The sequence below is a fragment of the Peptostreptococcus sp. D1 genome (assembly GCF_900112955.1).
Lineage (GTDB): Bacteria > Bacillota > Clostridia > Peptostreptococcales > Peptostreptococcaceae > Peptostreptococcus.
The window spans coordinates 101,030-115,116 of record NZ_FONP01000005.1 but is presented as its reverse complement, the minus strand read 5'-3'; the positions used below and the strand labels follow the sequence as shown (position 1 = coordinate 115,116).

Sequence of the window (14,087 nt, the reverse complement as noted above, 5' to 3'; positions counted from 1 at the left end):
GATTGATTGAGGCAAATTCAGATGAAGGGAGAATATGATATATTATGAGGTCAATTAAGAACAGCTCACTGATATTGCTAATTTTTATGATGATTTTTTCCTTTACAATAAATAGTGTGTATGCAAAAGAAGCAAAATCTTCTCAGGATACGGGATCTATTAGCATTGTGAAATTACTTAATAAGGAAAATGGAAAAAGTGTCATACCGGTATCCGGAAGTGTATTTGGATTAATCAAAATTGGTGATGAGGAAATTGGTAATAAAGAAAAGGAAGTCTTGGCAAAACAATTGGAATCAATGTCTTTAGAGCAGATTCAAAAAGAATATGAATCAAAGGGGAAAATGATAATTAGTAATGCAACTGATAGTAAGGGGGAAACAGTGGTATCTAATTTGAGTGTTGGTTCATACTATATTGTCGAAATTACAAAAATAGGAAATTTATGGAAAAAAAGTAATCAAACATCTCCTCTTGTTGTCAACTCTGAGAAAACGAGTAAATTGGTAAAGGTTTATACAAAATCAACAGTTCCATCCAAAGGTAAGGAATTATTGGTAAAAAAAGTATGGGTTGGAAACAAATTAAAGAGGATACAAGTCTACTTGTATGCAAATGAACAAAAAGTAGATGAGGCTGAGCTTAGCGAGAGTAATGGATGGATGTACACATTCAAAGCATTAAAAGAGAAAGAAATAAATGGTAAGGATATCATTTATTCAGTTAAGGAAGAAGTTCCAAGTGGATATATATCAGAAATAAAAGAAAATAGTACTAATGAATTTGTTATTACAAACACAGAAAAGAGCAATAGATCATCTTCTGATGCTGGTGGAAAAATCGGGTCAATAATAAAAACCGGAGATTGGAAGGTATATCTTATTATTGGCGTAGGTATAGTATTGATGGCACTAGGATACAAGGTATATAGAAAAAAAACGGATAAAAAATAGAAAAGTAAAATCACCTCAGCTGAGGTGTTTTTATTTTAACGAGATAAAATAAAAAATAATTTATAATATGGTAGGTGTTATATGGAAAAGCAGCAGGAAGAAACAAATAAAGAAAATAGGAATAAAGAAAGTAAAGCAAGTGGAAAATCTAAGAAAAATAGAACGATAAACAATATTATCAACGCAGTAATAATTGTAGGTGTTTTAGTAATTTTATATCCATTTATAAGTCAAATGTACTATAGTTTTTTGTCGAAAAATGATATCAAAGACTTTAATGAGCAGGCGAAAGCTATACAAACACACGAAGTAAAACAGAGAATGGATTTGGCAAAAGCATATAATGATTCTTTGAGGAATGTAGTTATAGACGATCCATATGTGAAGAAAAAACTTGAGGAAGGTAAGAAAGCATATGCAAAAATGCTGGAGATACATGAAAAGATAGGGCATATTTCAATACCAAAAATGAACGAAGAATTAGCAATATATGCAGGTACAAGTGAGTCGGTACTACAAAAAGGCGTTGGTCATATGGAGGGGACTTCTCTTCCGATTGGAGGTAAAAGCACACACTCTGTTTTGACAGCACATTCTGGTATTCCAAAAAACAGATTATTTACTGATTTAAACAAATTAGAGAAGGGGGATCATTTTTATGTAACAAATATAGGCGAGACCCTGGCATATGAAGTCGATCAAATAAAGGTTATTGAGCCATCGAAATTTGATGATTTGCAAATCATGCCAGGAAAGGACTATGCAACTCTATTGACGTGTACGCCATATATGGTGAACTCGCACAGATTGATAGTAAGAGGACATAGAATTCCTTATGACAAGGGAAAAAGGTTAGAGGAAGAAAATAACTCTGAGTTTGATGGAATGAAGAAAATTGGTATAATAAGTATCGCTTTGATACTACTAGCATTTTTTGTACTATTTTCAAAAAAGAAGAAAAAGACTAAAAAAGAATAAAAAACTGACAAAAATGATATTTAATTGAGGAGGCGTTAGTGAAAATATTTCTAACGAAAAAATATGAGTAGGAGCAAGAAGATAAATAAGAGTACTTTTTGGGGTAGAATAGTAAATCGATTATGGGTTATAATAGTTTCAGTAGGAATATTGATTATGGTATATCCATTTATTAGTCAGCAGTACTATAGCTACTTATCAAGACAAGATGTACAAGCTTTCAAGGAAGCCGTAAATACAATCGGTAGCTATGAAATCAATAAAAAGATGGATTTGGCAATGGCATATAATCAATCATTAAAGCCTGGTATGTTTTTTGATCCATTTAATGAGATGCTGAAGGCAGGTAGAGCTGAGTATGCTAGAATGTTGGAAATTCATGAAAAAATAGGATATATTGATATTCCGAAGATAGGTCAAAATATAATCATTAAGGCTGGAACGAGTGAATCAGTTTTACAGCAATGTGCCGGGCATCTCGAGGGTACGAGCTTACCGACTGGTGGCAAAAATACTCATACTGTCATTACGGCGCATAGAGGATTGCCATCTGCAAAGCTGTTTACAAATTTAAATGAAATGCAAAAAGGAGATGTTTTCTTTATCACAAATATCAAAGAAAAGCTAGCATACAAGGTTGTGAGCATCAAAACAGTCGAGCCAACTGATTTCGAGCCGATACGTGTTGAAAAGGATAAAGATTATGCTACGCTGATGACATGTACTCCATATATGATAAATTCGCATAGACTGTTGGTTAAGGGTGAAAGGATACCTATTAATATGAGTAAGACAGTGGCAGAAAAAAATGAAAGGGACAATATCTTTAAGAAAATGATTAAATACGCTTCTATGCTGTTGCTTTTAATGATTATATCAATTATACTTTATAAAAAGAAAAATGGAAAGAAACGTGTATGCAGTAATGACAAGCAGAGCTAAGGGGCGAGACTGTTTATTTGAGTGTTAGGAGGAAGCTGTTGAAAATAAGAAAAATAATAGGACTACTGATTTTTTTATTTGGAATTTCGCTCGTTACATATCCTTTTCTGAGTATGTCGATAGATGATTTTACACAATATGAAAGAAATAGAGAGTTCGAGGAAGAAATAAGTAAGGATAGGCATATCAATGATAAGCTTAAAAAATTATATGATAGTAGGAATCGAACGAAAGCATCAAATACGAAGAACGCTTCATCAAATGAGAATATAAGGGACGTTTTTACAAGTGAAGACAATGTAAATATTGAAAAAAGTGACTTAAAGGCTTTGGGCATCAATTTAAATAAAAAAGTAGGCTTTGTTTCAATTCCTAAATTAGGTCAGTCATTCGATTTGTATTTAGATGCAAATTATGAAAAGATAGCAAAGGGAGTCGCAGTATTATCTGAAAGTGATTTGCCTGTTGGTGGAAGTGGAAAGCGAACTGTAATAGCAGGTCATAGTGGATATTACAATAGGGTTATGTTTTTGAACATACATAAGCTCCAGAGTGGTGATTCAATCATCGTTAATTTTCTAGGGAAAAAAATGGAATATAAGGTTTATGGTATGGAAAAGATATATCCTGAGCAAGGTGATAAGCTAAAACCAATTGAGTCACAGGATACATTGACATTGTTGACATGTACTCAGGCTCCTAGATATGATATGCGTTTATTGGTAAACGCAAGAAGGGTAGATTACAATATTCAAAAAAAGAATAACAATAATATAATCGGAAATGGTAGCATTGTTGAATATATCAATGACAAAAATGTGGAGCCATCAATAAAAATAAGAAAGATATTTCCCTATATAATCAGTGTATTCAACATAATTTTGATAATAATTATATTGTTAAAATTATACAGAATTATTAAAAGTAAATAGTACCTTTGATTGAAGTGATGACAGGATTGTCGTTTTAAAATCTAAAATATCCAGCTAAGTAATGGCGAATATTTTACAGAGGTCAGTGTAAAACATACCTCAGTAGAATATTCGCCATTATTAATAACGTAGTATAATATAAATATAAAAATATTTATAAATATTTATTAAGTATCAAATAAGTATGATATTATATTATAAAAAAGTAAAATGGTATCGTTAAAATCAAAAAGAATTTATGTTGACAATATATATATATATATATATACTAGAATTGCATGAGGGCTGTGTGTAGGCTGCAACTATTTGGAGGTAATATTATGAGGACTAATAAGGGGAATATGGTATTAAAGGTTAATTCAAACATAGAGAGGATGGAATATATTCCTTTTGGATTCAATATTTCTAGCTACAATGTGATTAATTTTAATATGAATTCACGTGATGTATACAAAATGGTTCTAGTTTTGGAGGGAGAGATAGAGCTAGAGACTCAGGGACGTCTTATTAAATTAAGAAGAAATCAGATTGAAATGATAAATCCCAGCAAAACGTATGTAATAAATCCTCATGAAAAAAACTTAGTAATAGAATTAAATGTCGATAAGATTATTTTTTCTAGAGCTAGTGATAGCAATGAAATAACAAATTTTTGTATATCCGAAAATGAATTCGGTGACAATATAAAAGCATTAGTAGAGCTGTTTAAAAATCTTTTTTATTTATATGTCAAAGATAATGTTGTATCATCAAATATGCTGGTTGTGGTACTAAATGAGATTTCAACCATCTTGAATAGCAGCTTTATTCAGAATAATGATGATGGTATAGGCTCAGCAAGGCCTTGGCTAGAGCTGAAATTAATGGAAATAATGGAGCGTATGTATAAAAAGCCAGGAAAATATGTATTAAATGAGTTGGCAGATGAAGTTGGTATGAAGCCATCAAATTTCTCTAATTTTTTTAAAAGGGTGTCGGGCTGTGGGTTTGTCGATTTCCATCACTATTCGAGACTCGAAAAATCAATAGCTCTGTTGTCCAATAATGAGTACTCTATATCTGAGATTGCGGAGCTTTCTGGCTTTTCAAGCTCGAAGGCTTTGAGTGAAAGCTTTAAAAAGTATGTGGGAATGACACCCTTAGCTGTTAGAAAACATATTACGAATAACATTAATAAATACAAATATATGTCGCTAAATAGTATACTAAGTCTCAAGGCTTTAGAAGAGCTATTTGTAGAATACAGTGATGTGAAATTATTTTCTAAAGCTGATATTGATTTTATGAAGGAAAAGATATTTGATGTAAATTCAAATGATGAATCGAAAGCAGTTGCTTTTCGTTCTGGATTTAGTAAGGTAGTAGATATTGATATATATGAGGGTGAGTGGTTTGATTTTTATAGAGATAATTCATCAAATCTAAAGCATGAGTATATGCGTATCAATCTTTGCTTTGAAGCTGGAAAAATATACTTGATTAAAAACATCGCCGAAAAAGAAATACTGAACCTATACGATATAAACCATTATATACAGGAGTTTCATAGAATTGGGCTAAATCCCATGCTAGTATTGGAATTTCCGGAAAACGCTATAGAGATGATAATTGAAAATTCATTTGACTTAAAATGTATTGGAGAGATTGTAGATTTCTTTGATTTTATCGCAAGCAATGTACCTATGAGAAATTTGAAAAATTGGATGGTAGAAATAAAGATGCCAGCATTATGGTCTAAGAGATATGAGCATGACAGGCATATATTAAATAAGAAATTATACATGCTAGTGAGAGATTTAATAATTAGCAAAAGCAGCATAGCTAGTGTTGGTGTAAATATAGGTGAGGTATCGATAATAGAGGATCAGGTACTCATGGAGAGAATGGAAGAGATAGTGATGAATGGAAATAGTCCGAAATTCTTTTCCTATGATGTGATAGATGAAACCTTGTATATAACGAGAGATGATTCAGAATGTATCTTACTTAGAATTATTAGCCAGATGGATAGAATGACAAAGTATATCAATGCTCTAAATAAAAAGTATTTTCTTGATGCAGAGGTATATTTGGCAAGGATGATAATGTATTACGATTGGAATGGTATACCTAAACAATATTGGGAGTCTATACAAGCTTTGAGCTTGGTTAGCTCTTATTTACTATTCCAAATGAATAAGGTCATCGTATGTGCATCCTTTAGCTTTAATAAATTTTTTGACTCTAGAAAGGAGTTTATTAAAGCTATTGGCAATTTTGATTCCAAGTATACTATGAATAATATATGGGATATTAAATCACTAAACTATTATATTAGAATGTATTTGGAGCAGATGAGTGGTTTGTGTATTTATAATGAGCCTGGATTAATTGTTACAAGAAACAAGGATGATTATTCCTGTATTCTTTATCAAGATATGGCAAATTGTATAAAGTATATTTCATCAGACAATGGAAATAATGAATTTCCAGTGAAAAATTTCAGAGTGAGGATTTCCGGTATGGCTGGCAGATTTAAGATAATTACAAAAACATTAAAGTCGAGCGAAGGAAATTTTTACTGCGAATTTAAAAAGCTTGGTGCTCAGAAATTTCTAACAATGGAAGAAAAGGAATATCTTAAAAATAGAGTTATTCCTGAAATACGTGTAGAAAATATCAATTTATTTGGCGTATTTGACAAAACATTTTCCTTGGATTTGTTTGAAATAATGTATTTGGAAATAAAAAAAATAAATATTTGATATTTTTGACACTTGAGCAAGCCTTTGTCATTATCAATATTTGAGAGAGAAATTTATCATTTATAAAAAATTCCTGTATTATTAACGGGAATTTTTTTATTGCTTTTTTTACAAACAATAAAAATAGGGAAAAAATATATAACTAGTGGCAATGACGCTTCTATGCTCGCTTTGATATAATTCGGATTAAGATGTAATTATACTATACAGCTTGGTTACAATAAGCCATGCTGTGAATAAAATCAAAGCGATAAGTAGTGAGGAGGTTTATTATGCAAAATGTGAGAACGAAACTAATTTTGATCTTACTTCTTACAATGTTAATAAACGTGTTTTCTGTATATAGGATAGATTCATCATCAAATGCTTTATATAATAATCAGGAGTATTCGAGCAATAATCAGGCAATTTCAAAATCGATATCTCAAGAATTTACAGGTGAGCTGAAAAATCAAATATTAAAAAGCATGTTGAATACTCAAAATCTAAACCTACCCGATTTTCAGGCAGAGGCTTCAGATGAGTTGGCAAAAAAAGGTAATGGTACGATTGATGCATTGAAAGAGCAGCCAGAGGTTGATTCGAAAGGCGATACAGCATCGAAAAAAGAATCTAAAACGAATGATATGTCAGACGAGAAAAGGGTGTCTGATATGGATATTACCAAAGCAAAGGATAATAGTCAGCCTGTGTTTCTATCGGTAACAAAAATTTGGAAGGATGATGACGATATTTTGTCAAATGAAGATACAAGATATTTTTCAGACTTGGAGATAATACTCCATAGAAAAGTCAATGGAGAAGATGATGTCGAGTTTAACAGCAAATCTAAGCCAGTTATTATAAAGTACAGTGAGGATGAAGCTAAAAGCTGGAATTATATTTTTGGTGGCATGGATGAATTTGATGCAGCTGGAAATATGTACGAATATTATATTCAAGGAGATGAAAATTTTAAGCTCGAGAGGAAGTATTCTGAATTAGAGTTAAATCCACTAGATGAATATACGCTAAGAGGATTCACGCCACGAGCAGCTAGAGGTAATTTATCTAAGCTTAAATATGTAACACCAGATACCGTGTATGAAAAGACACATTATTATACGCAAAATCCATTGGGGATAATTGGCGGGTTTCATTTGGTTGGATTTAATAGTGTCGAAACGAAAGCGCATACAAACGGAAACATATTGACGGATACGTTGAAATATATTTCTAATTTTGGAACAAGTAATTTGCCGGAGGTGAGTTATTTTAGACATTTAAATATTAATAGTGATGGCTTTAAATCGACGAGTGTACCTCATGGTTCAAGACTGGTTGTTGGAGATGGCGTAAATGTAGGTGTCAAAACCAATCCAAATAATCCGAGCGTTATAGAAGCGTGGACCTTTGAAAATAAAAATGTGGACTCGCCAGGATACTATAGTGGAAACGAGCTATGGAAGGATAGCAATACGAAATTCATTGATCTGCTTAAAGTCAAAAGTGATTCGGAAAATATCAACAGACAGCTTAGTGGATACAAAGATATATATTCGGTGCCGGACTATCATGATTGGAATCAGCAAAAAATAACTATACAGAATCCCGATGATGTCAGTGTATATAATTGGAAGCATGGGGAATTTAAGACGGATGGATATAACGTCAATATTCACGGATTTGAAAGAGGAAAAAATGGATCATTGATTATCAACGTGGATATGAAAGGGCTTCAGTCATTTGTCATGCCTGGATCGACTTATTATTATAGTGACGGAAGCCAGGCAAATATAGCAGAGGTTACAGAATGGGAGGATGGAAATACAATTTGGAATTTCTATGATTCAAGTAAGCCGGACAGAATTTTTAGAGGAAAAATAAATAATTCTAGAGCAGCGATAGGTATAATCATGGCACCTGGTGCAACAGTTGATTTGACTGCTAATTTTAACGGAACAGTGGTTGCCAATGATATTATTGTTACAGCGGAATCACATAGAACGGATTTTACAGGTAAATCTATAGATTATCCGGCAGATTTTCATTTTACCAAAGCTGACGAGAAAAAACATGGATTGCCTAATGCAGTATTCGAGCTAAGAGATGAGTATGACAGAGTTATTAATTTAAAAGATTCAGATGGCAATATTATTGGAAATGAAGTAAGGTCGGATAGTATGGGAAAGCTTAGTTTTTATAAGCTGACTACGGGAGTATACTATTTGTATGAGAAAAGGGCTCCTGATGGATATCAGAGGATTGATGGTAGAATAATAAAGCTTAGAGTAGACACTAATAGGAAAATAAAGGAAATAACTGTTCTCAATAATTTGTTTAACAAAAATGATAACACGATAACAAATATTGAAATACCCGTTATACCAAAAACGAAAGTGGAAATACATAAAAGGTGGGTTGATTCAGATGGAAATCCGATTGATAAGGAGAAATTAAAAAACCTGTCCATAAAAGTAAGACTTAAAAGGAAAATTGGAAACATTGTGGATTATGGATTTAATAAATATGAAAGCATACATTTAAAATACGACAATAATTGGAAAATTGAAATTTCAGAGCTGGAAATATACAACGAAAGTGGTAGTGCGTATACCTACTATATCGAGGAGTACGATATTCCACTCGGGTTTACAGAGGATAGCTCAAATAGCAATAAGGAATGGGTAGCCAATGAATATGAGGATGCATTTGCTTTTACTCTTGTAAATAAGGCTCGTAAACCAGTATATCCAAATACAGGTGGTATAGGAGCTATGTCTGTTATAGCTATAGGTATGTTAATTGCATTGATGGGAATGTATATCAAATTGAGGACTTACTATTAAAAATCAAAAGGGTATTAGCCATTAATATATGATATTTATTAATTTTTAGACTAATTAAATATATATAAATTAACTAAATATATAAATTATATATAAATAACTTAAAAAAAGGGGAGGATATTATGAAAAAATTCAAGTTATTAAGTTTGATTATGGCTTTGGCGATGGTGCTGTCAATTGTTTTGCCATTTGGCAGAGTCTTTGCTGCAGCTAGTGCAGAAGAAACGTATGATGTGGTTGTACACAAGGTATTGTTTAAAGACCAAAATATTGTAATAAGAGAAGGTGGAGCTGTAGGTGCCGATGGTGCGACTAAGTATACCGGTAAAGGATTTTCTTCTGAGGAATTTAAAAAGTATTTTGGTGCAAATGTTGAGACAGAGCCTGTAGAAGGTGTTTGGTATGAGGCAAAATTAAATGGAGTAGTAAAGGCTGAGGGTGCTACTGGTCCAGACGGCACTGTGAAATTTGAGCTTCCAGCAGGTACCTATGTTATTGAAGAAAATAAGGCTAAAACAAAGCTGAAAAATAAATACGGTGATAAATTGCCGGCAAAGTCTGTGGCTGTTACTGTAACACTACCTGTTTATAAGGCTGATGGTGGAAAATTCACAAAGGGACAGGATGCATTACATGTTTATCCCAAAAATACTATAGATGAGCCTACAATCAATAAATCTGTAACAGAATCAGGTAATATGCATGATACTGTTGGTATAGGAGAAATAAAACCATTTATTATTGAATCTAATATGCCAGAGGGAATAGATAAATACCATGTACTTAAGTATACCGATCAATTGACAAAAGGCTTAACATATAAGGGTAATCTGAAGGTATTTAAGAATAATGAGCTGATTGCAAAGTCTGCAAATACTTATACAGAAGCTATAGCTGGTGATAAGGGAGCCAAGATTGAGGTTTCATTTGTTCCTGAATATATTAAGACTCTTAAGGCTGGAGACAAAATAAAAATAACCTTTGATTCGACTATTAATGCGGATGCGATACTCGGAGCAATAAATCCAAACGAGGTAGAATTAGAATATGGACACTCATCAGATAATACTAAGAAAAAGAAACCGGAAAATCCAGAGCTGCACACAGGTGGTAAAAGATTTGTTAAGAGGTCTGTAAACGAGAATAAAGTTCTCAAGGATGCAGAGTTTATCGTCAAGAAATTTGGAGAAAATAAGTATGTAAAAATCAACGAACAAGGTGAAGCTTCATTTGTCGATACAGAGGATCAAGCAACTATATTTAAATCAGGAGCTGATGGAATAATAGACATCAAGGGATTACCATATGGTAAGAAGGGGGATACGAATGAGATAGCATCCTCTGACTATGAAATAATAGAAAAGAAAGCTCCAGAAGGATATGCTTTGGATGCTACACCGAAGAAATTTACAGTAAATAAAACTAGCTATAATCAGACACCGGACGAAATAGAACCAAAGCCAGTAAATCCGGATGTTATCAACAATAATAAGGTAACTATACCACAGACTGGTGGAATAGGTTCTGCAATAGTTGTTATTGCAGGTGCTGTAATAGTAGGAATAGGCTTGTATATAAAGAAAAGAAATTCTAATGCATAGTGATTTTATAATACAAAAGCTATATACAAAATTTTATATTAAAGTATTATATTAAAGTATTATATTAAAGCATTATGTTATAAAGGCTTTATAATCTAGGAATTTTGTATTATAGAAATTCTATTGCATAATAATAGCTTTTATATATAGAAGTGGATGACAAAGTCATCCCTTCAATAAAATACTGAAATTTTTTCAGTATTTTATTGAAGAATTGAAATAGTGTTTAAGTAAATAGAGCGTTTAAGCTAATACAGCTTAAAATTTGAATTGTGAGGGGATTAAATATGAAGAAAATAAAATATATTTTTGGTTTGTTGATTGTAGCTTCAATATTTACAGCATTTACGATAAATAATTCAAGTGCTTCTGATTTGACTGCAGTGACTATTACAAAAACGATTAATAGGATAAATGGAAGGGATAGCAAAAAACTTGATGGAATTATTTACGGACTATTGAAAATAGGACATGAAACAAAATTGTCAGATGAAAAGAAAAAAGAATTAGTAAATGAATTGTCGGCAAAATCCTTGGATGATTTAATCAAGAAATACGATAAATATGGAGCATTAAGAATTAGTATTCCAACTGATACAAATGGCAAAACAGTTATAAAGAATTTGGAGCCAGGAACATATTATGTTACTGAGATAAAAAAGGCTAGTGGAAAATGGATTGCTGATAAAACAGGTGTTCCTTTGGTAATAACAGCAGCTTCTAATACGAGTCTCAATGTAAATTCGAAATCGTATTTTCCGGAAAAAAAAGACGATCGTAGAGATGACAAGGAAGAAGCTAATAAAGCTTTCAAGGATAAAAATGTGAAAGAAAATCATAATAATGGTGGTAAGTATATAATAAAAACTGGGGATTGGATGATTTATCCGATTTTGGGCTCGGGTATAATTCTTATGGCATTTGGATATAGGATTTATAAAAAATAACATCTGAAGTGAATTCATTTAATACTGATAAAGGAAATAAATATGGAAATGGGAGACGAAAATGTAAATACATATGAAAAAATTAGTAATAGAAAATATACTAATAATAAAAAATATATTAATAACGAAAAATATATTAATAATGAAAAGAAAAGTAAAAATAATAATGAAAATAGTGACAAAAAGAGCGGTGCTATGAAGGCAAAGGCAAAGAAGAGCAGTCTTATAAATAGAGTAGTTAATATCATTATTCTCATTGGGGTGTTGGTAGTTATATATCCGTTTGTCAGCCAAATGTACTACAGATATGTTTCGAGCCAAAATATTCATAATTTCGATTCAGATGTGAAAAATATTGAACCGGAGGAAGTAAAAAAGAGGATTGCCCTTGCAAGTGGATATAATGATTCTCTGCATTCAAATAATTTTTCAGATCCATACAAAAAAGAAGCTTTAGATAAGGGGAGAATGGAGTATGCTAGAATGCTGGAGGTTCACGAAAAAATAGGGCATATATCAATTCCCAAGATAAACGAAGATTTACCAATTTATGCAGGCACATCGGAGTCGGTTTTGCAAAAAGGTGTGGGGCATATGGAGGGTACTTCTCTTCCAATTGGTGGAAATGGAACTCACGCTGTCCTTACAGCACATTCGGGTATTCCAAATAACAGACTTTTTACTGACCTAAATAAAATGAAAAAAGGAGATAAGTTTTTTATTACCAATATTAAGCAAACACTTGCATATAGGGTAGACAATATTAGCGTGGTTGAGCCTTCAAGCTTTTCGGAGCTGGCGATTACAGAGGGAAGGGATTATGTAACGCTTCTGACATGTACTCCATATATGATTAATACTCATAGACTTTTAGTAAGAGGTCATAGAATACCGTATAGTGAAGCTGAAAAGAAAAAAGAGGCTGAGAAAAATGGTATGGATGGACTTCTGAAAATGGCTATAGTTGTGGCGATTTTTCTGTTTATGCTTATTATATGTTTATTGAGATACAAAAAAAAGAAGAAAAAAAGAAAACAAAATATCGACGGTTACTAATTTTGACAGACTGTCACATCCATTATAAATTATTTATTATTTATGGAATGTGGCAGTCTTTGTATTAATATTGTAAAAAATTAAATCTATATTTTTAAATATAGACAAATATAATTAATTATGTTAATATAGTAACATAAAGTTGTTTGATACTTTGTTTAATGCTTTGTTTAATTGAAGGTGGGTGGTGATTTGAAGGAACCATTAATTATAAATATTCAAAAATGCAGTATACATGATGGACCGGGAATAAGGACAACAGTGTTTTTCAAAGGATGTCCACTGGAATGTCTATGGTGCCATAATCCGGAAAGCCAGAGCTACTGTATGGATTTCATGTACGATAGGGAAAAATGCTCAATCTGTGGTATGTGTATTGAAAAATGTAAGAGTAATGCTGTATATTTTGAAAACGATTCTATTGGCAGAATGGCAGAGAAATGCGAGTTATGTGGTGAGTGCATAGATTGGTGCCTCAACAATGCCAGAGAGCTTGTGGGAAAATCGTATACTGTCGAAGAGCTGTTAAAGGAGATAGAGAAGGATTCGATGTTTTATGATGAATCTGGTGGTGGTGTAACACTATCAGGTGGCGAAGTAATGTGCCAAGATATCGATTATATCGAAAAGCTAATCAAAAAATGTAATAGCAAGGGGATTAGTGTGGCGATTGATACCTGTGGCTATGCGCCAAGGTCCAGCTATGAAAGAATTTATAACAAGGTGGATCTTTTCTTATATGATATAAAGCTGGCAGATGATGTAAAGCATAGAAAATTTACCGGAAAATCAAACGAGATGATTTTGGATAATTTGAAATATTTGAGCTCTGTTGGAGCTAATATCAACATAAGGATTCCGTTAATTGAAGGGGTAAATGTATCTGAAAATAACGAGGAAATGTTGAAAATTATAAATATATTAAACGGGATTAGAGTGAAATATGTTAATCTTTTGCCATATCATGATATTATGATGAATAAATATAACAAGCTTGGTGTAGAGTATTGTGGAAGTCAATTTTCAAAGCCGAGTGAGCAAAAACTAGAAGAAATAAAAGGCTTATTTGAAAAAGCAAGCTTTAAGATTAAGATTGGAGGTTAGGA

The 14,087-nt window shown here is 32.2% G+C and carries 10 protein-coding genes; all 10 read left to right on the top strand.

Going from position 1 to position 14,087, the window contains the following annotated elements; genetic code table 11:
* Positions 1–44 precede the first annotated feature (44 nt).
* The 10 genes from BM120_RS05560 (at position 45) to BM120_RS05515 (ending at position 14,085) form a co-directional block, all read left to right on the top strand.
* Positions 45–953: a Cna B-type domain-containing protein gene (locus BM120_RS05560; RefSeq protein ID WP_091993950.1), complete on the top strand. Its 909-nt coding sequence runs from the start codon at positions 45–47 to the stop codon at positions 951–953.
* A gap of 81 nt (positions 954–1,034) precedes the next feature.
* Positions 1,035–1,931, top strand: coding sequence for a class C sortase (locus BM120_RS05555; protein WP_091993948.1), 897 nt, complete (start codon positions 1,035–1,037; stop codon positions 1,929–1,931).
* Between the two features lie 63 nt (positions 1,932–1,994).
* Positions 1,995–2,873, top strand: a complete 879-nt coding sequence (locus BM120_RS05550; RefSeq protein WP_091993947.1) for a class C sortase — start codon at positions 1,995–1,997, stop codon at positions 2,871–2,873.
* 38 nt (positions 2,874–2,911) lie between these two features.
* Positions 2,912–3,805 carry a class C sortase gene (locus tag BM120_RS05545; protein WP_091993945.1) on the top strand — a complete coding sequence of 298 codons (894 nt, stop codon included), beginning with the start codon at positions 2,912–2,914 and terminating at the stop codon, positions 3,803–3,805.
* A 320-nt stretch (positions 3,806–4,125) separates the two neighbouring features.
* The gene (locus tag BM120_RS05540) at positions 4,126–6,549 is read left to right on the top strand and encodes an AraC family transcriptional regulator (RefSeq protein WP_177187380.1); all 2,424 of its coding nucleotides are present in this window, start codon (positions 4,126–4,128) and stop codon (positions 6,547–6,549) included.
* Between the two features lie 272 nt (positions 6,550–6,821).
* On the top strand, positions 6,822–9,377 hold the full coding sequence (locus BM120_RS05535) for a SpaA isopeptide-forming pilin-related protein (RefSeq protein WP_091993942.1): 2,556 nt from the start codon (positions 6,822–6,824) through the stop codon (positions 9,375–9,377).
* A gap of 122 nt (positions 9,378–9,499) precedes the next feature.
* The gene (locus BM120_RS05530; protein ID WP_091993986.1) at positions 9,500–10,978 is read left to right on the top strand and encodes a SpaH/EbpB family LPXTG-anchored major pilin; all 1,479 of its coding nucleotides are present in this window, start codon (positions 9,500–9,502) and stop codon (positions 10,976–10,978) included.
* Between the two features lie 287 nt (positions 10,979–11,265).
* Positions 11,266–11,925, top strand: coding sequence for a SpaA isopeptide-forming pilin-related protein (locus tag BM120_RS05525; RefSeq protein ID WP_091993941.1), 660 nt, complete (start codon positions 11,266–11,268; stop codon positions 11,923–11,925).
* A 42-nt stretch (positions 11,926–11,967) separates the two neighbouring features.
* Positions 11,968–12,981, top strand: coding sequence for a class C sortase (locus tag BM120_RS05520; RefSeq protein ID WP_278335331.1), 1,014 nt, complete (start codon positions 11,968–11,970; stop codon positions 12,979–12,981).
* A gap of 192 nt (positions 12,982–13,173) precedes the next feature.
* On the top strand, positions 13,174–14,085 hold the full coding sequence (locus BM120_RS05515; protein ID WP_091993939.1) for a trans-4-hydroxy-L-proline dehydratase activase: 912 nt from the start codon (positions 13,174–13,176) through the stop codon (positions 14,083–14,085).
* Positions 14,086–14,087 lie beyond the last annotated feature (2 nt).

Bases quoted from the DNA above. Each gene is read 5' to 3' on its own strand.
- BM120_RS05560 (WP_091993950.1), top strand. From the start codon at position 45: ATGAGGTCAATTAAGAACAGCTCACTGATATTGCTAATTTTTATGATG.
- BM120_RS05555 (WP_091993948.1), top strand. From the start codon at position 1,035: ATGGAAAAGCAGCAGGAAGAAACAAATAAAGAAAATAGGAATAAAGAA.
- BM120_RS05550 (WP_091993947.1), top strand. From the start codon at position 1,995: ATGAGTAGGAGCAAGAAGATAAATAAGAGTACTTTTTGGGGTAGAATA.
- BM120_RS05540 (WP_177187380.1), top strand. From the start codon at position 4,126: ATGAGGACTAATAAGGGGAATATGGTATTAAAGGTTAATTCAAACATA.
- BM120_RS05535 (WP_091993942.1), top strand. From the start codon at position 6,822: ATGCAAAATGTGAGAACGAAACTAATTTTGATCTTACTTCTTACAATG.
- BM120_RS05530 (WP_091993986.1), top strand. From the start codon at position 9,500: ATGAAAAAATTCAAGTTATTAAGTTTGATTATGGCTTTGGCGATGGTG.
- BM120_RS05525 (WP_091993941.1), top strand. From the start codon at position 11,266: ATGAAGAAAATAAAATATATTTTTGGTTTGTTGATTGTAGCTTCAATA.
- BM120_RS05520 (WP_278335331.1), top strand. From the start codon at position 11,968: ATGGAAATGGGAGACGAAAATGTAAATACATATGAAAAAATTAGTAAT.